This window comes from Rahnella bruchi (assembly GCF_003614975.1).
Lineage (GTDB): Bacteria > Pseudomonadota > Gammaproteobacteria > Enterobacterales > Enterobacteriaceae > Rahnella > Rahnella bruchi.
The window spans coordinates 1-23,700 of the sequence record NZ_QZWI01000017.1 but is presented as its reverse complement, the minus strand read 5'-3'; the positions used below and the strand labels follow the sequence as shown (position 1 = coordinate 23,700).

Below are 23,700 nucleotides of genomic sequence, written 5' to 3'. Positions count from 1 at the left end.
AATAACCCGGTTATTTTGAAAAAATGACGAAATACCCCTCTCTGTTTTCTTTATTAAGGATTGCTGTCAGAGAGCGGGGAACCTGTTGACTTGTGCATGTTTGTTGCGCACGTTAATTGCACGCATAGGGTGCCAAATTCCTACTGACAGAAGCAGGAAACTTGGTTAGCGGTCACAGAGGGAGATAAGCGGTTGTTAAGCAGGATGAGCGGTTCAGGGGGAGATTAATGCAGGGAAATCTGTGAGTTAGATCACGGGGCAGATCAGGCCAAAAGCCCGGTCACTTCTGATGGACTGACCGGCAGGGAGGGGTTAATTCCCCATTTTCAATGCCTCCATCACCAGTGAGAATGCCGGCGAATGCTGTTTTCTGCTCGGGTAATAGAGGTAATAACCGGGAAAAGGCAGGCAATAAGGTTCCAGAAAGCGTATCAGACGCCCTTGCGCAATATAGGGTTCGAACTCTTCTTCCGGTAAAAACGCGACCCCCAGCCCGGCTAATGCCGCGTCGACCATCGGTGCAGAAGTATTGAATGTCAGCTGTCCGTTAACACGCACATTGACCGGCCCCTCATCGTTATCGAACTCCCAGACATACAGCCCGCCTGACGTCGCCATCCGCATATTCATGCAGTTATGGTGTAGCAAATCCTGCGGCATGAGGGGGATAGCGTATGAACGCAAATACTCCGGCGATGCCACCGCGGCCATGCGCAACTGAGGGGTTATCGGCATGGCAATCATATCTTTATCAATGGTGTCACCCAGTCGCACACCTGCGTCAAACCGGTCAGCCACAATGTTGCGAAAACCGTGGTTCGCATCGAACTCCAGTTTTATGTCGGGATATTCGCGCAGCAGTGCTGATAACTTCGGTAACAGAATGGATGAAAGAACATGCGGGCCACAGGTGATGCGCACTGTACCTGCTGGTTTGTCGCGCATTTCTGTCAGCATGTCGAGTTCCGCTTCAATCTCATCAAAACGGCTGCCGATGGCTTGCAATAACCGCTCGCCCGCTGCCGTCGGCGACACATTGCGCGTGGTCCGCGTCAGCAGACGGATATCCATGCGGTTTTCCAGCGCGGTAATGGTCTGGCTGAGGGCGGGCTGCGTGACACCCAGCTGCGCTGCCGCGCGGGTGAAACTGCCTTCGCGGGCAACGGCCACGAAAGCAATAAGGTCATTGAGATTACGTTTCATCGCACCTTCTTCAAATTCGATTAATAAGCTGAGCTTATAGCCTCATTAAGGATTCATTACCTAGTAAGACTATACCCATCGTGTAGAATTTTTCGCAAGCCGGAATACGAAAGAACCGGGATAAAAAACCCTTCATCTTATTCGATTAACCCCATGATATTTTTGTTTTTATTCTCACGAATAAGACACGGCACCGGTTTGCCAAAAATTCATCCTGCAGAACGAAAAAAGGATCACAAGTGACGACAGCAGCAGAGAAAGATTTTATGAACCAGACTCCGGCCGCGCACTGGAACGGGGTCTGGGCGATAACGATGTGCGTATTTGCGCTGGTGGCATCTGAGTTTATGCCGGTGAGTTTGCTGTCACCGGTTGCCCGCGATTTGGGCGTCAGTGAAGGGTTGGCCGGACAGGGGATTGCCATCTCCGGTGGACTGGCGGTGTTAACCAGCCTGTCGATCTCCCGGTTGGCCGGTAACGTCAACCGCAAGGCGCTGCTTTTAGGACTGACGCTTCTGATGGCCTTTTCCGGCGGGCTGATTGCTTTAGCGCCAGGCTATACGACTTACATGATCGGGCGAGCCCTGATCGGCGTAGCCATTGGCGGATTCTGGTCCATGTCGGCCGCTGTCGCAATGCGGCTGGTTCCTCAGGATCAGGTTTCCCGCGCACTGGCTATTTTCAACGGCGGTAATGCGCTGGCAACTGTGGTCGCCGCACCGCTGGGCAGTTATCTGGGAGGCGTCATTGGCTGGCGCGGTGCCTTTTTGTGTCTCGTGCCTGTCGCACTGATCGCCTTTATCTGGCAGTGGATCAGCCTGCCTTCTATGGCGCCGGAAAGCAGGAAAAATTCTGCAGCGAACGTCTTTCGGTTATTCAAAAATCCTTTAGTGCTGGCGGGTATGGCTGCGTGCGGGATTTTCTTTATGGGGCAGTTTGCGCTGTTTACCTATATCCGCCCGTTCCTGGAAACCGTCACACGGGTCAGTGCAGAGATGCTGTCCCTCATTTTGCTGGCGATTGGCGTCGCGGGTTTTGCCGGGACATTACTGATCGGCACGTTTCTGAATAAGCGTTTCTATCTCACGCTCATGGTGATCCCACTGCTGATGGCCTTCATCGCCGTCATGCTGATGGTTCTTGGCCATTCGTCCGGGATCGTGATCATTCTGCTGGCGTTATGGGGGCTGGTGGCAACGGCAGCACCGGTCGGCTGGTGGTCCTGGGTGGCGAGAACCTTCCCCAATAATGCCGAAGCCGGGGGCGGGCTGATGGTCGCTGTGGTGCAACTGTCGATTGCGCTGGGTTCGACCTTAGGCGGAGTCGCCTTTGACCATATCGGCTGGCAAAGCACGTTTATTGTCAGCGCCGCATTGCTGGCACTGGCGTCCGGACTGACGTTTATCACTTCCCGCAATGACCATTGACCACACAAGTATTTTTAACCGGATGAACTGATGTCCATTCACCGCAATACCTGATTAAGGATAATTCCATGAGAGTGTTAACGATGTTGTTAGGGCTGTTTGTCAGCTCATTTGCTGCAACAGCCGCCGATATGTCCAACGGTGCAGATAACTTTTATAAAAGCGATAAAGTGACTCAGCAAAAGGTGACGTTTAAAAACCAGTATCAGATGAATGTGACCGGCAATCTTTTTATGCCAAAAGGCATGAATAAAAGCGCGAAAAATCCGGCCATTGTCATTGGTCATCCCATGGGGGCGGTGAAAGAACAGAGTTCCAATCTGTATGCGCAAAAGCTTGCCGAGCAGGGATTTGTGACGCTGGCGATAGACATCTCTTTCTGGGGCGAAAGCGAAGGTAAACCGCGCAATGCTGTCGCGCCGGATATCTATGCAGAGGATTTCAGCGCCGCTGTGGATTACCTCGGGACGCGCCCGTACATCGACAGAAACCGCATCGGGGTACTGGGAATTTGTGGCAGCGGCAGTTTCGTTATCAGTGCGGCAAAAATTGATCCGCGTATGAAAGCGATTGCGACGGTCAGCATGTATGACATGGGGTCGGCAAATCGTCACGCGCTCAATAATTCGTTAACCCTTGTGCAGCGTAAACAGATCATTGCCGAGGCGGCAGAGCAACGTTACAGCGAGTTCACCGGTGGCGAAACGAAATACACCAGCGGCACACCGCATAAAATTGATGAAAATTCTTCACCCATTGAGAAAGAGTTTTACGATTTCTATCGCACGCCGCGCGGTGAGTTTACGCCAGCAGGATCATCTTCCGCGCTGACGACGCACCCGACGCTGACCAGCAACGTAAAATTCATGAACTTCTATCCGTTCAACGATATTGAGACTATTTCGCCGCGTCCGATGCTGTTTATCACCGGAGATCAGGCACATTCAAAAGAATTCAGTGAAGATGCCTATAAACGTGCGGGCCAGCCGAAAGAGTTATACATCGTACCGGGTGCCGGTCATGTCGACCTTTACGACCGCACCGATCTGATCCCCTTTGCGAAACTGACCGCGTTCTTTAACGAAAACCTGAAATAACCCCCGCCGGTTATCCACAGTCCGGGTGATGCCCGGACTACACCTTTGCTTTCACCAGCTCATTAAACCTTGTCGTATAGGCCGGTGACAGCATTTCGCGTTTCATCGACCAGCCGCGCTGGATCCCCTGACCGGCGAACCAGACTTTGCCGGTGCCTTTTTTGTGGATCTCGTCCAGCGTCGCCATCAGTTGTTCGCTGTTTCTTTTGGGCTGATATTCATCAAACAGATTCAGCTGAGCGACGCCCTGACTGAAAAAGTCGCCCAGCATCACGCCGCCTTTCTGATAGCGATAACCGGGTTTCCAAATTTGCTCGAGACAGCGTACGGCGGCGGCGAGAATATCGCGGCTGTCCTGCGTCGGTGTCAGAAGTTTGATCCCCGCATGATTGCTGTAATAGGGCACTTTAGGATCGTGCGGACTGGTTTTCACAAACGCCGACACGTAGCGGCAGTACTGATGTTCCCCGCGCAGTTTTTCCGCTGCCCGTACGGCGTAATTGCAGATGGCTTCGCGCATATCCTGATAATCCGTAATGCGCTCGCCAAAAGAGCGCGAGCAGATAATCTGCTGCTTGGTGGGCACCGATTCTTCAAAAGCCAGACAGGATTCGCCGCACAGCTCGCGCACGGTACGTTCCAGTACCACGCTGAAATGTTTGCGGATCAGCGCAGAAGGGCAGTCTGCCAGTTGCAGCGCGGTGGTGATCCCGAGCATGTTGAGCTTCTTGCTGATGCGACGCCCAACGCCCCAGACTTCTTCCACCGGCACCAGATTCATCAATTTTCGCTGACGGACTGTCTGCGATAAATCCAGCACACCACCGGTGCCTTTCCAGGTTTTCGCCGCAAAGTTCGCCAGTTTTGCCAGCGTTTTGGTGGGCGCAATCCCCACGCCGACTGACAGATGTGTCTCTTTCCAGATGGTCTTCTGCACCTCTTTACCGAAATCATGCAGTGAGATGCAGTTTTCAATATTGGTGATATCCAGAAAGGCCTCGTCGATAGAATAAATATCCACCGCGGGTGACAGCCGTTCCAGCGTTTCCATCACGCGGTTCGACATGTCGGCATACAGCGCGTAGTTGGACGAAAACACCGCCACGTTGTGCTGGCGGATCGCGTCGCGTGCCTTGAAGAAAGGCGCACCCATCGGGATCCCCGCCTTTTTCGCCAGCGCATTACGGGCAATCACGCAGCCGTCATTGTTCGATAACACAATCACAGGCCGTCCGCGCAAATCCGGCCTGAACACGGTTTCGCAACTCGCGTAAAAGGAATTCACATCAACGAGGGCAAACATGGTTCGGCTGCCGTTTATCAGGGTTCATTTTCCACATCTTTTCTGTATCCATAAAATACTGGTTATGCATACAGTATAATCATAAGTGCAGGAAATGGAAAATTCTTAAGGTGCCGCCACAGAAGTATCCGTTTCCGTGGCGGTATTAAAACCTCGTTATCCCTGCTGGCGCTTCGCAGAGGAAAATGCGGTCATGGATACCCCGGCGAAAACTAGCGCCAGACCGGCGAGAAACAGGCCCGATAGAGACGTGCCCAGCAACACAATCGACGCCAGCGCGCCGATAAGCGGTACGCCGAGGGTGAAGTTGGACATAGCGAAAACGCTGATCCGCCGGCCATATTCTGAAGAAATCACGAAGCAAACGGACGTGGCGATCGGGCCGATGAAAAAGAGTAACCCGAGGAGCCCCTTGCTGAGATGAATGGCCTGCGGGGAACCGTCAATCAGGCGGGCAATAAAAATCAGGGGCAGCGTGGCGATCAACATCTGCCACGGTGCCAGAGACAGAGGCGTCGCCGTCCATTTATGGTGTCTGACATGCACAATCACCAGCGACCAGGAGATGGCACCTGTGATCAGGAAAGCGCATCCCATTACCACGCCGGGTTTTGACCAGTCCATTTCCAGCGGTGAACAAATCAAACCGATGCCTGCCAGACCGATAACCAGCGCGCAGATTTGTATGGCGGAAGGCGTATGGCGCAGCAGCAGCCAGGAAGAGACGATGCCCCATAAAGGCGTCGTATAAGCCAGTAAAACCGCATGACTGGTATCGGTATATTGCATAGCAATCATGCCCAGACCGGTGAACACCACCATCTGTAACACCCCGATGCTCAGCACAATGGGCAAATCACTTTTCGCGGGCAAACGCAGCTGTTTTTTGAAGGCAACGAAGATAAACAGGCAAACACCGGCGCTTCCGAACCGGATAGCCCCGAGCCACAATGGCGGCACGTCATTGAGTGCCAGTTTCGTTGCAGGCCAGCTCAGCCCCCACAACACCACCATCACCAGAAGCCAGCACACAGTTCCCTTCATTGAGGAAGGGCCGGAGCTTAAGGTGATTGCTGAACTATTTTCCTGGCGCATACAGAACACTCTCTATTTTTATCAGAGGGATATTCTATTTTGCCGATGGCGGAAAAACTGTTCTTATTGCCCGCAGGAATCATTATTATAGGTATATCTGTTCTGTAAAAATGATTATGGAGAATAATTTTGCCTGATAATGCCATTGAGCTGGATGAAACCAGCCTGCACATATTGGATCTGCTGCAGACGAATGCCGATATCAGCAATGCCGAATTAGCCGAGCGTATCGGTTTGTCTGCATCTCCCTGCTGGCGAAGAGTGACGGAGATGAAAGAAAAAGGCGTGCTGCGCGGCTCAGTCATGCTGGTTGATCCGCTCAGCCTCGGGCTGGCAGTGAACGTTTTTGTGCATGTGTCTCTGAAGCAGCAAGACAAAGACTCGCTGAATCACTTTACCGATGCGATCAGCGATCGTCCGGAGGTGATGGAATGTTATCTGATGACCGGCGAATCAGACTTTTTGCTGCGGATCGTGGTGGAAAATCTGCAAAAATATCAGCTGCTGATCACTGAATGTCTCACACAGATTGAAGGCGTCGCCAGCATCCGCTCAAGTTTTGCCCTCAGTCAGGTCAAATACACCACGGCATTACCGACCCGGCATTTAAGACGCTGATAAGTTAAGAAGAGGAGAAGTGCTTTTGTACTTATCCCAACCGCACAAGGTTATCCACAAAATCTGGGGGTAACCCTGTGCAAAGTTTGGCTGAAGGTCGCAGAAACGAGGTCAGATGGCGTGCGCGATTTTATCACCCGCTCTTCGCGCCGTGGATGGCAGAAGGCTGGCGATGGCGATATAGCCGTCGGGATCCACACAACGATCTTCCTCAGACGCCCGTGCAATGATGTCTGCATCCCAGTAAAGACGTTTACGATGATCCCCGCGGGTGGTCAGCGTGGCTTCCATTTCACCGTCGATAGCACGATAACTGCGCCAGCTGTTAGCCGGGACCGACACCACTGAACCCTCTGCGGCGACGATGGTTACTTCTTCGCCATCACGATTATAGGTCACTTCCAGCGTTCCCTTAAATACCATCAGCACCTGCACATCCGGGCAGAGGTGTCGTCCGACGCAATGCTGGTTCGAAATACGCAGCCACTCAACGGAAAATCCGTGCGGATTGAGTATCGGCGGGGCAGAGCTTCTGTCCTGTGAAATGCCGTAACCAATTACCGGTGCCAGTTCTCCTCCGTGGCCGGGCAAAGCCGAATCCAGCAGGGCGTTTTTTGACCAGGCGCGCTGTTCGCCGGTGACGGCGCGGCGGCTCATCTCCTCAACGGAATAATCGCGCAGGGCGGCGATATGCTCCGCCGCCAGCGACGGCAACAGGTCTGCTTTAGCCGGTGGCGGGCTGCCCGCTTCGACTTCAATCAGCATATTGTCGCGGCTCAGATACAGGCCGTGTTCGCTGGCAGCGTCCAGAATCGACGGATGCCAGATAATCCCGCCGGTGTTGTCACCGCCGAGGACGGTAAATACCAGTCCGCTGGTCTCCTGCGGACTGACGTTAGTAAAGCCGCGGAAAATCCAGGTCGGGATCGACAAAATGGCCGGTGCGCTGAATTCGGCTTCATGTTCGCCCTGAGCGCCCCAGCGAAAACGCCAGCTGCCTTCGTGGATCAGAAACACTTCGGCAGTGAAATGCAGATGCAGATTGTTGGTCACGCCTTTAGGCATCGCCGCCGCACCAATATTAAAACCGTGCGCTTCAGGGATATTCACCACCTGCGAGGCGGACTGGGTGACGCCGGGGCCGACGAAGGAAAAATTTTGCTTCAGGTGTGAGCCGGGGAGTTTGCAGTCGATGAACGCCACACTACAGGAAACGCGATCTTCGGGACGAACCAGACGGCGTTGTGCTTCTTCTTGTGTCAGGGTGATGTTTTGCATGTCTTTTCTCCTTAATCTTCTGATTAATAGCCGGATGTGCCGCGAACCGGTGCTGTTTTACCCTGTGCTGCCGCAATGGCTTCCCGTGCAGCGCGACCCAGCTGCATGACGTCATTGGCGGGGGTCACGAAATGGAAGCCCTGCGCCAGACGGGTGGCAGCGGCCTCTCCGGAGGTGCAAAAGATCCCGGCGAGTTTTTGATTGGCGTGACAGCGGGTCAGAACGCGTTCGATGGCCTCCAGCATCTCAGGATGCTGGGATTCCGCGCTGGCCTGCCCGGTGAGCGTTAAAGAGAGATCGTTCGGGCCGATGAAAACGCCATCCAGGCCGTCGGTATCGAGAATGGCATCCAGATGCTCCAGCCCTTCACGCGTCTCAATCATCGCCAGCGTCAGGATCTCTTCATTGGCGTATTGCGGATAATCCTTCCCGCCATAAAGCAGCGCACGCGCAGGGCCGAAAGAACGGTTGCCGAGCGGCGGATAACGGCAGGCTGCGACAAACTGTTTCGCCTGTTCAGGAGTGGAAATCATCGGGCAGATAATCCCCCATGCACCGGCATCCAGCAGCCGCATGATCTGCGCCGGTTCATTACTGCCTACCCGTGCCAGCGGCGTGGCGGGCGTGGCAGAAATGGCCTGCAACATCGACAGCGCGCTGGCGAAGTCGATCATGCCGTGTTGTAAATCCACGGTGACACAATCGTAGCCCTGATGTCCGGCGATCTCCGCGCTGTAGCCGGAGGGAATGGCCAGCCAGCCGTTGATGATTGGCTGCTGCTGGCGGAACGCCGCTTTAAGCGGATTTTTGCGCATGGTAAGACTCCTGTATCCAGTTGCGCAGTGCGGTGGCGACCGCCTGCGGAGATTCTAAAGGCAGAAAATGCCCGCTGTCGGGAAGGGTTAACCCGCGGGCGCGGGGAGCGGCGGACACTGCCGCCTGATGATGTCCGGCGGTACAAATCACATCGTGAGCGCCGCCTATCACCAGCACCGGCGCGGTAAACGCCGAAAGTGCCGCACGGTGATCGGCGCGGGTAATGGCAATCTCTGTCTGACAGGCAAAGGTCTCAGTGCCGCATTCCTGCGCCATCTGCACAATGGTGTGATGTAAGGCCGAGTCTTCCAGCCGGTCGGGCGCGACATAACGCGGCCAAAGGGTGGCACTCAGCCAGGAACCGACACCGGAAAGTGCGGCTTCCTGAACAGCATTCCGGCGGCCAGCAGCATTGGCGGGCGCATCGCAAAGCGGATTCACCGATAACAGTGCCAGTCCGGCGAGCCGTTCCGGAGCCTGCGCCAACATCTCAAGTGCCACGATGGCACCGAGAGAAAATCCCGCCAGATAAAAGCGCGGCGGCAACACAGCCAGAAGCTGTTGTGAAAGCGCCTTCGCCGAATCCGCACCGCTGACCGTGATGGTCTGCACGCTGCTGACATTGAGATGTTCGATCACCGGTTGCCAGAGACGTGCGTTACATAAGGTTCCGCCCAGTAACACCAGCGGAACCTGATGGTTATCCAGCAAAGGAAAAGGACTGATGAGTGAGGTCATGTGGCGGTCCATCCTCCGTCTACCATCAGCGACGCGCCGGTGATCAGCGCAGATGCGGTTGACGCCAGAAACACCACCGGCCCCATCACATCTTCCAGCGTGCCGAGACGTTTGAGTTTGATGTTGTCCAGCACATAACGGCTGAACGCGGGTGAGGCGAGATTTTCCCGCGAGAGTTCGGTCTCTATAAAAGTGGGGCAAAGCGTATTGACGCGGATACCGGCCTCGCCAAGTTCCAGCGCCATCGTTTTGGTTAAGCCTTCCAATGCAAATTTAGACGCGCAATACACGCTGCGATCCGGGCCGCCGACATGCCCCATCTGCGAGGAAATATGAATGACTGAACCGGCAATTTCTTGCAGTTTCATCCGGCGTGTGACCTGCTGACTCAGGAAAAACGTCGCCCGCAGGTTGAGCGCCATCACGGCATCATAATTTTCCTCGCTGACTTCCAGAAACGGCTGATGACGCGCCAGTCCGGCGCTGTTCACCAGAATGTCGAAGTCAGGAAGTCCGCTCAGGGTGTCCGTAACCTGCGCGGTGTCGGTGATATCCAGCGTCACGGTGTGCAGCATCAGCCCGCCGGTGGCGGCCAGTTCAGCCGCTTCCCGCAGCGGCGCCGCCTGGCGTGCGATGATCCACACCTCTGCACCTGCGCGGGCGAGCGCCACCGCTGCAGCGAAACCGATGCCTCTGGAGCCGCCCGTCACCAGCGCGCGGCGGTTGTCGAGGCGAAAATCCGGCGAGCGGGGAAGAGCAGCCATCACGACGCTTTTCCCAGATCTTCCGCAGGCACCGAACCGGCGTAAGGCACTTCCTGATTTCCGTAACGGCGCACGCGAATGTTGGCCTGTTCCGCATGGCCGGAAAATCCTTCTAACTGGCAAAGGCGCGAGCAATAACTGCCGATTTCCGTTGAGGCTTCATCGCTTACCACTTTCTGCCAGGTGCAGGTTTTCATGAATTTACCGACCCACAGACCGCCGGTATAACGTGCGGCTTTCTGCGTAGGCAGTGTGTGGTTGGTGCCGATCACTTTGTCGCCGTAAGCGACGTTGGTGCGCGGACCGAGGAACAGCGCGCCGTAGTTGGTCATGTTGGCAAGGAACCAGTCATCCCGGTCCGTCATCACCTGAACGTGTTCCGAGGCAATGCGATCCGCTTCCTGAAGCATTTCTTCGTAGCTGTCGCAGACAATCACTTCGCCGTAATCGCGCCACGACTGACGTGCGATGTCCGCCGTTGGCAGTTGCGTCAGCAGACGTTCCACTTCGCGCAGGGTTTCACGGGCGAGTTGCAGGGAATTGGTCAGTAAAATGGCCGGTGTGGTCACGCCGTGTTCAGCCTGCCCGAGCAGATCGGTGGCACACATTTCGGCGTCCACGGTTTCATCGGCAATCACCAGCGTTTCGGTCGGGCCTGCGAACAGGTCGATCCCCACGCGGCCAAACAGCTGGCGCTTGGCTTCGGCTACGAAAGCGTTACCCGGCCCGACCAGCATATCGACCGGTTGCAGGGTTTGTGTTCCGAGTGCCATCGCGCCAATCGCCTGAATTCCGCCTAATGCGTAGATTTCCGTTGCGCCTGCCATTGCCTGCGCAGCCACAATGGCGGGCGCGGGCTGACCGTTAAACGGCGGGGCGCAGCTGATAATGCGCGAACACCCCGCGACATTCGCGGTAATAATCGACATATGCGCCGAGGCGAGCAGGGGATATTTTCCGCCAGGTACGTAGCAGCCGACGGCATTAATCGGAATATTTTTGTGGCCGAGAATAACGCCAGGACGGGTTTCCACTTCCAGATCTAACAAACAGGCGCGTTGCTGAGTGGCGAAATTAAATACCTGCTCCTGTGCGAACTCGATATCTTTAATATTCTGACGCGTTAACTGTTTTACACAGGCATTAATTTCATGCTGAGACAGGCGATAATCCTGACGGTCATAATTATCAAACTTAATGGATAATTCCCGCACTGCCTGATCACCGCGTTGTTCAATATCCGCCAGAATATTTTCGACAATGATGCTGACTTCTTTGTTTGCCTGCTGACGTTCAGATAATGATTTGCTGGTTTTTAAATACTGAGCCATGAGATCTCCTTGCCTGTTTAAGACGTGGCGACACCGCCGGAATAAACAGGTGAATTGAATTATTAGAAAATTAAATAACGCCGGGTGTTTACGCTTTCTTCACGTAATCCTGTGCCGGTGTCAGATGAGCGTGTTCATTCTGCACTGCCGGTTTCTTTACCTGCCGCTGATACACGCTGCGTGCGGCCATCGGTGTCATCAGGGCGGCCACCACGGACAGGGCACCAATCAGGTAATAGCCGGAAGATAAATTAATGTGTTGCAGCATCAGCCCCATTAAGACCGGGCCGACAAACATTCCGCAGGAGTAGATGGTCTGAAACAGCCCCATGCGCGTAGATTGCTCATCCTCAACGGTATTGACCACGCTCAGCGACATAAATACCGCGAACGCCATACCAAACGAGAACCCGGCAATCGCCTGCAAGAAGTAGATCACATAAAGATTGGCGGTGAAGGGGATGCCGATGCTGGAAATCACCTGCAAGACAATGCCCACCAGCGCGGTATTCACCAGCCCGAGCCGTTTGTAGAACACCGAGCTGCACAGCGCGATAGCCAGTGCGTAGAAAACCAGATGGATGTTGCTGAGCAGGGTGAGGATCCCGGCTTTTGCGCCGAGCTGTTGCGCATAAATCGGCGTCAGCGTATCGCGGGTGGCGAAAGGCACCAGAATGACAATGGTCGCCAGCAGGCCGATTAGCCACACTGAGGGATCACCCAGCTGGCGTTTCGCACTGGTCATACAGGCTCGCAGCGTCGGTGCGCTTGCCGCATCGTGAAACTCTTTAATGCGGGTGGTGAGGATCAGCGCCAGTAACGCCGCTGCGCTCGACACAAAGTAACCAATGCTTTTGTCGATAAAGTGGATCAGCGCACCACCGATACAGTTGCCCAGAAATACACCCAGTGGCCCGGCGAGCGCCAGCAGCGCCACAGCGGCGGGGGCATCTTTACGGTCGAAATAGCGGATAAACAGGATGTTGTATAGCACCCAGGTGGCGGCGGTGAAGCCGTCAGCGGCTTTCGCCAGATACAGCGTCACGGCGTTCGGTTCCAGATAGGCAATCGGCCAGGTGACCAGCGGCAGCAGCAGGCTGAACTGGATAAAAATCTTCCGGCTTTTCACCACATCCGACAGGATGCCTATGGGAAAACGCACGAACAGCGTCGCCAGACCGCTGGCGCCCATGATGATCCCCACAATCTCCGGCTGCATGCCTTCGCTGATCAGCATCGGTGCCAGAAACGCATCGATGCTGTGGATACAGATAAAAAATAACACACTGATAGCAAAAAAAAGTCTGACTTCGGAACGACTAAAGAGTGCACGAAACATGGTGGTAAACCTCTTAAAATTAATGGGTTGTGACCAATCAAGTACGGCATTAACCGGTTCATTCCTTTGGTTCCTGCTCCCTGTCCCCGGTAAAAATTGACGGCGTGTTTGCATTGCATGAATACGTATTCAAAAACTGAAGTTACGAAAAGGTTTCAGTTTTGTAAAGGTTAAGATTGTAAATGTGAAAAAAAGATTTTTGGTTGTTGCATACGCATGCAAAGATGGTGTAAGTATAAAAAACAGACATTCCTGCGAAGGGGTAAACCGCCAGACTGGCGTTCTCTGCGCGGTACGTTAGACTGATGCAACACTCTGTTTGTAAAAGATGTTTGTAGAAATTAGTGCGATAACGGGAATGTTGATAAGGAACAGCGGCAATGAAACGTAAGACTTTTGGGCCCGTGACATCACAACATGTCGCGCAGCTCGCCGGAGTATCACAGTCAGCGGTATCGAGAACCTTCACGCCGGGGGCCAGTATTTCCCCGGCCACGCGTGAAAAGGTGCTGAAAGCAGCACGCGAAATTGGCTACCGGCCTAATGCCATCGCCCGTTCACTGAACACGGCCCGCTCACGCATTGTGGGGGTGGTGATGTCCTATTTTGATAATCAGTTTTATCCGCAGGTGTTGGAAGCGCTGGCGCAACAGCTCGATGAGCTGAATTACCACCTGTTGCTGTTTGTCGGCGATCGTGACGGCAATGTGGACCGGATTTTCGACCAGATCATGCAGTACCGGGTCGATGGTATCGTACTGGCTTCCGTGTCGCTTTCGCTCGAGCTTTCCGAAGAGTGTCTGGCGGCGGGGATCCCGGTGGTGCTGTTTAACCGCAGCGAAGAGACCGGCATCGCGTCGAGCGTCAATACCGATAACGTTGCCGCTTCGCGCCAGATCGCAGAATTCCTGCTGGCCGGTGAGCATAAACGCTTTGCTTACGTGGCCGGGGTTGCTGATTCCTCGGTGAATCTGGCGCGTCAGCAGGGGTTTGTCAGTACGCTTGAGGCAAAGGGTGTTCAGGATATTCGCGTGGTGCAGGGCGATTATGACGCGCAGAAAACCGCGCGTGCGGCGCAGGAACTCTTCTCTTCCTCTGCACCGCCTGATGCAATTTTTGCCGCCAACGATCATATGGCGCTGACGGTGATGGATGTCGCCCGCTATGAGTTTGGTCTGCGTATTCCTGAGGATGTGTCGGTGATTGGCTATGACGATACCGGCGCGTCGGGCTGGCCATCATACGCGCTAACCTCCGCCTCACAGCCGGTGACGGCGATGGTGACGGCGACGGTCGCGCTGCTGATGAAACAGATCGAAAGCGAAAATATTGAGCCGGAGCAGGTGGTGGTCACCGGTGCGCTGATCGTCCGCCATTCCGCGCGACGTCCACATTTTGGCGTGGTCGAGAAAGAGGGATTGTCATTGTTCCAGCCGCAGGAGGTTGAATGAGCAGGTTGCCAGGGTTTAGCCCACAGTTTGATTCGATACAGCAATTTATCCTCACGCTGACCCATGTTGTCTGGGAGCAGAAGGACATAGGCCAGCTGGCTGATTTCTATGCCAATCCGGTGGTGTTTCACACTCCCGAGAAGCAGCTGAACGATCTCTCACAGTTTATGCGCCTGACGCTGGAAGCGATGCACAGTTTTCCGCAGCGCACGGTGCTGACCGAAGATATTTTGTGTTCTCACACACCGCACGATGAATATTACGCCGCGCAACGCACGCTGGCCTGTATCCAGCATCAGGGCGAAGGCTTTTTCGGGCATCCGAGCGGTAAATCCGTGTGGGTGCGGACGTGGGCCGATCGCGTTTGTGCCCATGGCGCGGTGCGTCAGGAGTGGTTATTGCAGGATCGCGCGGCCATCGTTTCACAGATTGGTCTGGATGTGCGTGATTTTGCCCAACAGCTGGCGCGGGTGCGCCGGGAAGCCGGACTTGAGAATGTGTCGCCGGAAGAAATGGATGCTCGCTGGGCAGGCGGTCCGGAAGGGGATGACGTCGAAGGACCGCTGGCCGGGCTGGTGGAACGTTATCTGTCGATGTGGGCGGGCGGTAACAGCGGCGTAGTGCCGGGGTTATATCATCCAGCTGCCACCCTGCACGGGCCGGGGCATGTGTTGCGCACCGGTGAACAGGATATCGGCGGCTATTTATCCGGTTACCGGGCGTCATTCGCCGATTGTGAAACGCAACTGCATCATCTGATTGTGCGCCGTGATGCTAACGAGCCGATCCGTCTGTCACTGCGCTGGTCGATGCTCACTTGGCACGACGGCTATGGAAAATTTGGAACGCCGACGCGCCGCCCGGTCGCCATCACCGGGATCAGCCAGCTGGAATTACGTGACGGACTGATTATCCGGGAATATCTTGGCGTGGATGAACTTGCCATCTGGTCACAAATTTTTAATTAACCGCTCTTTATTTAATTAAGGGGGATTTCCCCCTTAAAATCATTATCTGATAAATCATTTAATTTATCAGCGGGTGACTGTTGTCTGAATAACGTAAACGCATTATCGCCATTTTCTGGTGAGGGAGTTCTTCATCCCTAAATAACAGTGCCGGGTATTAGCGCGGCGCATCAAAACAACGCAGGAGGTTATATGTCTTCAACCGAAGCTACAAATAAAACACCGGTAGTTGCTGAGAAAACGAATACTAAATCCGCACGTGAAGAATCTGTATTACAGGTTGAGCGTCGCGACTTTGTTGATTTAGTGCCGGAGAAACGTCCGCGCGCGCAATCATTAAGAGGTTTTGATGACTGTTATACCGATATTGTTGATTACATCGTGCGATGCACCCATAAAATATGGGATGAACGGGATGTTGGATTAATTTATACCCACTACACCCACAACTGCGTTTTATATAATGCACTCGGCACGATGTATAACCGCGAGCAGGTGGTTCATGACACTCTGCAACGTCTGGTGGCATTCCCGGAGCGTCGCGGCATGGCCACGCAGGTTATCTGGAACGGCAATGACGTCGATGGGTTCTATACCTCGCATCTGGTGACCGGCACGGGCCGCCACACGCAACACAGCCATCTCGGCAAACCGACGCAGCGTACGTTTGTTACCCGTACCGTCGCTGACTGCATGATCCACGAGAATAAAATTTACCGTGAGTGGGTGGTCAGCGACAACATGTCGGTGATGAAGCAGCTCGGCCTGGATACCGATGTCATTGCTTACGATATGGCGAAAGAGCAGTTCGATAAAGGTTTCCGCGTGACCGATATCGGCGAGAACCGCCGTATGGTCGGGCAGTATCCGCCTGAAATGGAATGTGATGTCTCTATCGCGCATACCGATACCGAAGAACAGTGCCTGCGCTGGCTGCACGAAATCTATAACCGCCGCATGCTGGGCAAAATCAAAGATGTCTACGCGCCAAACGTGCAGTGGCACGGCCCGTTACTGAAAGAGTTATACGGTCAGGCGGCGGTGATCCATCAGACACTGGCACTGATCGGCATGATCCCTGACGGCGCGTGGATGCCGCAGCATATCTGTTCTAATCCCTGTGAAGAAGGCGGCACCAAAGTGGCGGTGCGTTGGATTATGGAAGGGCATCACCTCGGTTATGGCGAGCTGGGTAAACCGACCGGCGAGCGTCTGTTCGTGATGGGGATGTCTCATTACCACATTGTGAAAGGCAAAATCATCGACGAATGGGTGGTGTACGACCATCTGGCACTGCTGGCGCAAATCAAACTGGGACAAATGGAGGAGTAAGTCATGGGCAAGATTAATGCGGATGATGTGCAGTTTCTTAAACGCCCGCAGGGGCAGGATGCGCAGGCAGACCGGTCGCTGACCGAAACCGTTCATCAGATTATTGAACAGGTGCGCACGCGTGGCGATGCGGCACTGCGCGAGTACTCTGCGAAGTTCGACCAGACAACGCCGGACCAATTTGAAGTGTCGGAAGCGGAAATTGAACGTGCGCTGGCAGATCTTGATCCGCAGACCCGCAAGGACAGTGAGTTTGCCATTGCCCAGGTAAAGCGGTTTGCCGAGGCGCAGCTGGCAACCATGAAACCTCTTGAAGTGGAGACACTGCCGGGTGTGCATCTCGGGCACCGCATTATTCCTATTCAGACGGTGGGATGTTATGTCCCCGGCGGGCGATACCCGATTTTGTCGGCACCGGTGATGTCCATCGTTCCGGCGGTGGTGGCAGGCTGTGATGAGATCATCGCCTGTCTGCCGCCGGGCGCTCATCCGGCGATGATCGCGATTTGTCATCTGGCGGGCGCGCACCGCATCTTCAAAGTGGGTGGCGCGCAGGCGATTGCAGCCATGGCGTGGGGCACGGAGTCTGTTCCGGCGGTGGATAAAGTTGTCGGGCCGGGCAATGCTTTTGTGAATGAAGCGAAACGGCAGGTATTCGGAAAAGTGGGCATCGACGCGCTGGCGGGGCCAAGTGAGATCTATGTCATTACCGATGACAGCGCCGACCCGCGTATGCTGGCTGCTGATCTGCTCGCGCAGGCCGAGCATGACATTCATACCCGCGTCGGCATGGCAACGACCAGCCCGCGCATCGCCAGTGAAACGCTGGCTGAAATCGAAAGGCAGCTGGAGACGCTGCCTACCGCCGCGACGGCTGGCGAAGCCTGGAAGCGGCAGGGCGAAATTGTGGTGTGTCAGGATGAAGAACAGCTGATTGCCTGGGCCGACCACATAGCGACGGAGCATTTGCAGGTGCATACCCGCGATCCTCATGCCACTGCCGGTAAAATCCGCAATTATGGTTCGCTGTTTATCGGACAAAATGCCAGCGTGGTGTTCTCGGATAAATGTTGCGGCACCAACCATACGCTGCCGACGATGGCCGCCGCGCGATATACCGGCGGCCTGTGGGTGGGGGCGTATGTGAAAATCTGTACACATCAGTGGATCGACGACCACGGCATTGCCTCAGTCGCCGAACCCGCCGTTCGTCAGAGCCGCACCGAAGGTATGCAGGCACACCGCCGCGCCGCTGAGATCCGCCTGCGCCCGCAGGATATCGATCTCATCACCGGCGGAAAATGCGACCAGTAACCGCGTTTATCAAAAATCAGATCACCGTTAAGTCAGTGGAGGCATTGGCTTAGCGGTGAGTTTAAAAAGATTTTAAAATACCACTAGACGACTGGTCTAATAGTTGTTAGCTTAGCGTCAAGGTTACGGCAGGCGGGCGATATCACACGCTTTCCGTTCTGGCCGGATCCAATGTCTGTTCGGTTATTTTTTTATCCAATGAATAGACGACTGGTCTAATTCAATAATAATTCTGCACGCTGGAGATTTGCTATGAAGATTCTTATGGTTCTCACCTCACACGACAAACTGGGCAATACAGGCCGTAAAACGGGTTTCTGGCTGGAAGAACTGGCCGCGCCTTACTACGCATTTAAAGATGCCGGGGCAGAAATTACGCTGGCTTCGCCAAACGGTGGCAACCCGCCGCTGGATCCAAAAAGCAATGAACCTGATTTCCAGACTGAGCAGACGCATCGCTTCGAAGCCGACGCGCAGGCAACCGCTCAGCTTGCCTCCACGGTGCGTCTCGACAGCGTTTCACAGGCGGATTATGACGCCGTTTTCTATCCTGGTGGCCACGGCCCGTTGTGGGATCTGGCAGAAGATAAAAACTCCATCGCCCTGATTGAAGCATTTCTGGCGGCAGACAAGCCTGTCGCGCTGGTTTGTCACGCACCGGGCGTACTGCGCCACGTGAAAACGCCTGCCGGAAAACCACTGGTCGAAGGTAAAAAAGTGACCGGCTTTACCAACACCGAAGAGGAAGCGGTGGGCCTGACCAACGTGGTGCCTTTCCTGGTGGAAGATGAGCTGATCGCCAAAGGCGGTATCTATTCCAAAGGTCCGGACTGGGGTTCTTATGTGGTGATCGACGGATTGCTGATCACCGGTCAGAATCCGGGTTCTTCAGCAAAAGCCGCTGAACTGTTGATTAAACAGCTGAGTGTATAAAGGCTCTTCACGCGGGGTGGCGGGCTTTACTGTCACTCCGCTGAGCGTGTTTCAACATGTTGATGTTGCGGGATGAGCGGGAGCAGGGTCATAAATAATAGTGTCCAGCCATTCGCTCATAGACGACTGGTCTAGTTTTTTGGTAAATTCAGCCTATGACAACTGCAACTCAACACCATAACAATGACGTCCGCGAGCACATCCTTGCAACTGGCCAGCGCATTATGGCCGGAAAGGGTTTTTCTGCTGTCGGACTGAATGAAATTCTCAAAGACGCGGGCGTGCCTAAAGGGTCTTTCTATCACTATTTTGGCTCGAAAGAGGCATTTGGTGTGGGGATGCTTGAGCGTTATTTTGAAGATTATCTGGCTGATCTCGACCGCGCGCTGAGCCAGCCCGGACTGAATATGGCGCAGCGGCTGATGAATTACTGGCAGCTATGGCAGGAATCTCAGTCATTTTCCGACTGTCAGGGCAAGTGCCTTGCCGTGAAACTGGGTGCGGAAGTCGCGGATCTTTCTGACACGATGCGTTTAACGCTATTGTCCGGGACGTCGGGAATTATCTCGCGGCTGGCGCAGGCATTAGAAACCGGCGTGGCTGAGGGATCGCTGACCATTGATGATACCCCCGGCACAGTGGCTGAAAGTTTGTATCAGCTGTGGCTGGGAGCCAGTGTGATGGTCAAGATTGTCCGCAACATGAGCCCGTTCGATTCCGCGATGGCGACGACGCAAAAAATCATTCACATCGCCTGAAAAGAATGCCAGCCACCTGTGTGCCTGACATGCTTTCGCGAAGAGGTTTATTCCGGCAGCTGAGCCAGCGCGTTCTTCACCGCATCCGGCATCGAAGGACGTCCGTTAGTCAGACAGGTCGCCACGAAAGTGGCTTCGGCAAACACCACACCTTCCACTTTGATCTGCTGTACGAAGTTAACGCGGTTACGCTTCTCATTGCGCGCCAGTTCGCAGGTCACTTCAACCTGGTCGCCTTTTTGCAGGCTTTTACGAAAGCGCAGGGAATATTCCAGCACCATGTACATATTGCCCTGAGCAAACTCCGCTTCGATATCAATCCCCAGCGCTTCCCGCATGTAAGCATGACGCGTCCATTCCATGTAGAAGGGGTAATACAAACCGTCCACGACACCCTGAAAATCGATATGGTTTTCATCTACTTCATAATGCTTAGAAAACATCTGATGCACCTTAGCCTGAGAAATTTTTAAACGGGGCATCATATATACAACAGTCAGGTCTTTTGGTAAAAACCAACGTGTTTCAGGATATAAGATGATGATTCCCTTTACGGGAGCCGGTGACTAAAGGAAAGAACCCATGCTGAAAGAAAACTTCAACGAGCTGCAAATTTTTCTGGTCGTTGCGAGAGAACGAAGTTTTACCAAAGCAGCGGGTAAGCTGGGGGTTTCGCAGTCTGCGCTCAGTCATGCCGTTAAGGCGCTGGAAGAACGTTTAAATATCCGCCTTTTGACCCGTACTACCCGAAGTGTGGCACCGACTGAAATCGGCGAAAAGATTATTGCCTGTCTGGAACCGCGACTTGCGGATCTGGAGCAGGAGCTGGAAACGCTTGTTCAGCTTAATGGCCCAACTTCCGGCAATATACGTATTTCGGCGGGGGAGCATTCCGCAAGAAACTTGTTGTGGCCAAAACTGAAGCCGTTTTTAAAAGAATACCCCGAGATTAATGTCGAACTGCGGGTGGATAACGGGTTCGTCAATATTGTCGATGGTCGCTACGATGCCGGGGTGCGTCTGGGCGAGAGTGTAGATAAGGATATGGTGGCCGTGCGCATCGGTCCCGATTTTCGTATGGTCGTCATCGGTTCTCCGGACTATTTCGCCGCGAATGGTGTTCCGCAGACCCCGCATGAGCTGCAATTTCACAAATGCATCAACATGCGCCTGCCGACCGCCGGTGGCCTGTATCACTGGGAATTCGAGAAAGAGGGAAAACCGTTGCGGGTTCGTGTGGAAGGGCAACTGACGTTTAATTTTCTGTCAGAAAGAATCGACGCAGCGCTGTCAGGGTTCGGACTTGCCTGCGTGCCGGAAGATATGGTTGAGGAGCAGGTAAAATCGGGTGAACTTATCCAGGTGCTGGATGCCTGGTGCCCAACGTTTCCGGGCTATTACCTTTATTACCCGAGCAGAAAACAACATCCGCCGGCGTTTGCGCTGATGATTGACGTGTTGCGCTACACCGGCTGATGTCAGGTCAGACGGGATCAGACATCCAGTTTACGGGCGGTCAGCCATTCAACCCTCGCCGGATCACGGTGCGAGAAGAACATACTGGTAGCGGTGTCCATCGCGGTGATTTTGTTCATTTCCTCAGGGCTCAGTTCGAAGTCGAGTATCTGAATATTTTCTTCCATTCGTTCTTTGCGCACAGATTTTGCCAGCGAGACAATACCGCGCTGGAAAATCCATCGCAGGACCACCTGACCGACGCTTTTACCGTGTTTCTCCCCGATAGCGGCCAGCAGCGGATTCTGGAACAAACCGTTTTTGCCTTCCGCAAAAGGCGCCCAGGCTTCCGGTTGGATCCCGCGCGACAGCATCCACGGCACCGCGTGTAATTGCTGGTTGAACGGGTTCACTTCAATCTGGTTAACGGCCGGAACCACGTTGTTAAAGGCCATCAGATCCGCCAGACGATCCGGCTGGAAGTTACTGACCCCAATCGCACGGATTTTTCCTGCCTGCTGCAACTCTTCCATCGCATGCCATGCGCCATGCACGTCGCCATAGGGCTGGTGAATTAGATATAAATCGACATAATCGAGCTGCAACCGGTTGAGCGAACGTTCAAACTGCGCTTTTGCTCCTTCGTAGCGGGTGTCCTGCAACCACAATTTTGTGGTAATAAATAGCTCATCTCTGGTAATACCGCTTTGCTTCAGTGCATTCCCTACCTGAGTTTCATTCTGGTAGGAAGCGGCGGTATCAATCAGGCGATAACCCGTTTCGATGGCATCAATCACCGCGCGCTCACACTCAGCGGCGTCCGTCATCTGGAAAACACCAAAGCCCAGCAGGGGCATTTCGATACCGTTGTTCAGTTTGATTGTTTGCATCACGTTTTCCTTTTGCTGTTGTGCAGAAAAGCATAACGCAGGCTGATTTAGTTGATTAGTCAGGGTAATAAACTAGGGTTTATCAGCATTATTCATGAGTGATTTCAGGGAGTGGTAATACGAGGGTGCGGCTGGCCATCAGATCAGGCAGCGGCTGGATCCGGCGAAGATTGTTGAGGACGGTAAAGCTTAAGATCGAGAAAATGGCGCGTCAGTCCTGAGGCGGAGGATTATTATGTTTGGTGGGATTAATTGGCATTGAGGGGAGATAGCGGAAAGCCTGAAGAGCAGGGCGCCAGCATTCTGTGAGACGCGCCTGCAGGTTTCTCGTCGGGAAGAGGTATGTTGCAGGAGCGGACGACAGATCCTGTGAAGAAAATCAGTGCAATGACTTTGAGAAACAGACAGCTTCTGTCCTGCCTATATATGGGCCGTAATTCTCAATACGGATATAACCATTTTTCTCGTAGAAATTTACAGCCCGATAGTTGATGAGTCGGGTTTCCAGCCTAAGTTCGGTATATCCCATCTCTTTTGCAGATGTTTCAAGAAAAGCGAGTAAAGCATTGCCAATCCCTGACACACTTCGGTCTGAAAACATTCTTTTAAGCTCGGCTATATTTTGCGTTAATGGCCGTATAGCACCGCATCCTATCGCTTTGCCATGAGAATTCTTTGCTAATGCCCATAAAGCTTTGTCATCACTCATTGCTTCAACGGTGAAATTACTTTTGCCGGTATCACCAGTTATAGCGGCAAGTTCTGCTGACAGCATTTCGATTAAGCGATGGGATTCTGAAGAAAATGGATCTGATTTCTCTACTGTTATCATGGTTATACCCTGCAGGATGAGTGTAACCAACATAAAGCATCCTGCTAATGAAAGCATCAGCCAAAACGGGGGATGGGACACACCGTTTCCAAATTATCTTTTTCTGTTCCATCCAAAAGTGTCGGCGCAGGGTGATAACCATTGACGGATTTTGGAATTGCACGACAGCACCTCGGGTTCGAGCAAGCGCGCTCCGAAATTGGCATGTCGCAGGAAGCGCACATCCAGGCATTGCTCCAGTTGCCCAGCCAGCAGGGGAAAATCCATGAGGCTCGATAGTCGGGGCCATTTGATTAATTTTCGGTAACGCAGTTGCTCCGACTCGATGCGCAAGTCATCATCCGGGCGCCACTGAATGTTGAAAAGCTTGTCATGACGCGATAGGTCGACCAACCAGTTTCCGTTAGATGGGATGCGCAAATCCAGTTTCAGGCTTTCAGGCCGCAACTTGTTGCGCTTGTAAAACCAATGCTCAGGTGGTTCGTTGGTTAGGTCGACGGAACATCCGCTATATGACACCTCGGCGATACCGAACCTTGCAAACCATTCGGCGACTTCGGGATGGATAGTATGGTCGAACATATTTTGCACGCTCCTTAAACAGCGTCATATAGCACAACAGATTATCGCTCATAGCAGCCCAATAAAATTCTTTTGGGCTGCTGTGAGCCAAGAGCGGAAGTTGTCGCTATAAATGATGAATTACGGGATCAGGCTGTGCAGAGAAAAAGCAATTAGCAACATCCCGCCCGCAATGT

23 protein-coding genes are annotated in these 23,700 nt (G+C 53.7%); 10 read left to right on the top strand and 13 right to left on the bottom strand.

The window, feature by feature from the left end; all coding sequences use genetic code 11:
* Nucleotides 1-312: 312 nt before the first annotated feature.
* On the bottom strand, nt 313-1,203 hold the full coding sequence (locus D5398_RS21400) for a LysR family transcriptional regulator (RefSeq protein ID WP_120509434.1): 891 nt from the start codon (nt 1,201-1,203) through the stop codon (nt 313-315).
* Between the two features lie 266 nt (nt 1,204-1,469).
* Here D5398_RS21400 and D5398_RS21395 point away from each other — a divergent pair, with 266 nt between their 5' ends.
* The gene (locus D5398_RS21395; protein WP_120509433.1) at nt 1,470-2,630 is read left to right on the top strand and encodes an MFS transporter; all 1,161 of its coding nucleotides are present in this window, start codon (nt 1,470-1,472) and stop codon (nt 2,628-2,630) included.
* 68 nt (nt 2,631-2,698) lie between these two features.
* Complete coding sequence (locus D5398_RS21390; protein WP_120509432.1) at nt 2,699-3,727, top strand: alpha/beta hydrolase; 1,029 nt, start codon at nt 2,699-2,701, stop codon at nt 3,725-3,727.
* Nucleotides 3,728-3,764: 37 nt separating this feature from the next.
* Here the strand turns inward: D5398_RS21390 and umuC are convergent, their stop codons facing one another.
* Nucleotides 3,765-5,030: a translesion error-prone DNA polymerase V subunit UmuC gene (gene umuC, locus D5398_RS21385; protein ID WP_120509431.1), complete on the bottom strand. Its 1,266-nt coding sequence runs from the start codon at nt 5,028-5,030 to the stop codon at nt 3,765-3,767.
* Nucleotides 5,031-5,186: 156 nt separating this feature from the next.
* Entirely contained in the window at nt 5,187-6,074 is an 888-nt protein-coding gene (locus D5398_RS21380) for a DMT family transporter (RefSeq protein WP_208646044.1), read from the bottom strand.
* Between the two features lie 180 nt (nt 6,075-6,254).
* On the opposite strand from D5398_RS21380, the gene D5398_RS21375 reads away from it, so the two are divergent.
* Nucleotides 6,255-6,743 (top strand): Lrp/AsnC family transcriptional regulator, encoded by a 489-nt coding sequence (locus tag D5398_RS21375; protein ID WP_120509429.1) that lies wholly within the window; start codon nt 6,255-6,257, stop codon nt 6,741-6,743.
* 111 nt (nt 6,744-6,854) lie between these two features.
* On the opposite strand, the gene D5398_RS21370 is transcribed toward D5398_RS21375, so the two are convergent.
* From D5398_RS21370 to D5398_RS21345, 6 genes are all read right to left on the bottom strand, one after another.
* Entirely contained in the window at nt 6,855-8,021 is a 1,167-nt protein-coding gene (locus D5398_RS21370; protein ID WP_120509428.1) for a cupin domain-containing protein, read from the bottom strand.
* Between the two features lie 23 nt (nt 8,022-8,044).
* The gene (locus tag D5398_RS21365; protein WP_120509427.1) at nt 8,045-8,836 is read right to left on the bottom strand and encodes an HpcH/HpaI aldolase family protein; all 792 of its coding nucleotides are present in this window, start codon (nt 8,834-8,836) and stop codon (nt 8,045-8,047) included.
* A complete protein-coding gene (locus D5398_RS21360; RefSeq protein ID WP_162940807.1) occupies nt 8,817-9,575 on the bottom strand; it encodes an alpha/beta fold hydrolase in 759 nt (252 codons plus the stop codon). Before D5398_RS21360 ends, D5398_RS21365 begins: the two co-directional genes overlap by 20 nt.
* Nucleotides 9,572-10,339: an SDR family NAD(P)-dependent oxidoreductase gene (locus D5398_RS21355; protein ID WP_120509425.1), complete on the bottom strand. Its 768-nt coding sequence runs from the start codon at nt 10,337-10,339 to the stop codon at nt 9,572-9,574. The genes D5398_RS21360 and D5398_RS21355 overlap by 4 nt, the downstream gene beginning before the upstream one ends.
* Complete coding sequence (hisD, locus tag D5398_RS21350) at nt 10,339-11,670, bottom strand: histidinol dehydrogenase (RefSeq protein WP_120509424.1); 1,332 nt, start codon at nt 11,668-11,670, stop codon at nt 10,339-10,341. Before hisD (D5398_RS21350) ends, D5398_RS21355 begins: the two co-directional genes overlap by 1 nt.
* Before the next feature lie 88 nt (nt 11,671-11,758).
* Nucleotides 11,759-13,009 carry an MFS transporter gene (locus D5398_RS21345; RefSeq protein WP_120509423.1) on the bottom strand — a complete coding sequence of 417 codons (1,251 nt, stop codon included), beginning with the start codon at nt 13,007-13,009 and terminating at the stop codon, nt 11,759-11,761.
* 380 nt (nt 13,010-13,389) lie between these two features.
* Here D5398_RS21345 and D5398_RS21340 point away from each other — a divergent pair, with 380 nt between their 5' ends.
* The 6 genes from D5398_RS21340 (at nt 13,390) to D5398_RS21315 (ending at nt 19,765) form a co-directional block, all read left to right on the top strand.
* On the top strand, nt 13,390-14,460 hold the full coding sequence (locus D5398_RS21340; RefSeq protein ID WP_120509422.1) for a LacI family DNA-binding transcriptional regulator: 1,071 nt from the start codon (nt 13,390-13,392) through the stop codon (nt 14,458-14,460).
* Nucleotides 14,457-15,428, top strand: a complete 972-nt coding sequence (locus D5398_RS21335) for a nuclear transport factor 2 family protein (RefSeq protein ID WP_120509421.1) — start codon at nt 14,457-14,459, stop codon at nt 15,426-15,428. Before D5398_RS21340 ends, D5398_RS21335 begins: the two co-directional genes overlap by 4 nt.
* A gap of 192 nt (nt 15,429-15,620) precedes the next feature.
* Nucleotides 15,621-16,760 carry a nuclear transport factor 2 family protein gene (locus D5398_RS21330; protein ID WP_120509420.1) on the top strand — a complete coding sequence of 380 codons (1,140 nt, stop codon included), beginning with the start codon at nt 15,621-15,623 and terminating at the stop codon, nt 16,758-16,760.
* A gap of 3 nt (nt 16,761-16,763) precedes the next feature.
* The gene (hisD, locus tag D5398_RS21325; RefSeq protein WP_120509419.1) at nt 16,764-18,074 is read left to right on the top strand and encodes a histidinol dehydrogenase; all 1,311 of its coding nucleotides are present in this window, start codon (nt 16,764-16,766) and stop codon (nt 18,072-18,074) included.
* A 252-nt stretch (nt 18,075-18,326) separates the two neighbouring features.
* Complete coding sequence (locus D5398_RS21320) at nt 18,327-19,007, top strand: type 1 glutamine amidotransferase domain-containing protein (RefSeq protein WP_120509418.1); 681 nt, start codon at nt 18,327-18,329, stop codon at nt 19,005-19,007.
* A gap of 155 nt (nt 19,008-19,162) precedes the next feature.
* Nucleotides 19,163-19,765 (top strand): TetR/AcrR family transcriptional regulator, encoded by a 603-nt coding sequence (locus D5398_RS21315; protein ID WP_120509417.1) that lies wholly within the window; start codon nt 19,163-19,165, stop codon nt 19,763-19,765.
* Nucleotides 19,766-19,812: 47 nt separating this feature from the next.
* On the opposite strand, the gene D5398_RS21310 is transcribed toward D5398_RS21315, so the two are convergent.
* Nucleotides 19,813-20,208, bottom strand: a complete 396-nt coding sequence (locus D5398_RS21310) for an acyl-CoA thioesterase (protein ID WP_120509416.1) — start codon at nt 20,206-20,208, stop codon at nt 19,813-19,815.
* A gap of 139 nt (nt 20,209-20,347) precedes the next feature.
* Here D5398_RS21310 and D5398_RS21305 point away from each other — a divergent pair, with 139 nt between their 5' ends.
* Nucleotides 20,348-21,241, top strand: coding sequence for a LysR family transcriptional regulator (locus tag D5398_RS21305; protein WP_120509415.1), 894 nt, complete (start codon nt 20,348-20,350; stop codon nt 21,239-21,241).
* A gap of 17 nt (nt 21,242-21,258) precedes the next feature.
* On the opposite strand, the gene D5398_RS21300 is transcribed toward D5398_RS21305, so the two are convergent.
* The 3 genes from D5398_RS21300 to D5398_RS21290 all read right to left on the bottom strand — a co-directional run bounded on the left by D5398_RS21300 (nt 21,259) and on the right by D5398_RS21290 (nt 23,524).
* The gene (locus D5398_RS21300) at nt 21,259-22,110 is read right to left on the bottom strand and encodes an aldo/keto reductase (protein WP_120509414.1); all 852 of its coding nucleotides are present in this window, start codon (nt 22,108-22,110) and stop codon (nt 21,259-21,261) included.
* Between the two features lie 379 nt (nt 22,111-22,489).
* Nucleotides 22,490-22,975 (bottom strand): GNAT family N-acetyltransferase, encoded by a 486-nt coding sequence (locus tag D5398_RS21295; protein ID WP_120509413.1) that lies wholly within the window; start codon nt 22,973-22,975, stop codon nt 22,490-22,492.
* 60 nt (nt 22,976-23,035) lie between these two features.
* Complete coding sequence (locus tag D5398_RS21290; RefSeq protein WP_120509412.1) at nt 23,036-23,524, bottom strand: hypothetical protein; 489 nt, start codon at nt 23,522-23,524, stop codon at nt 23,036-23,038.
* Nucleotides 23,525-23,700: the final 176 nt, after the last annotated feature.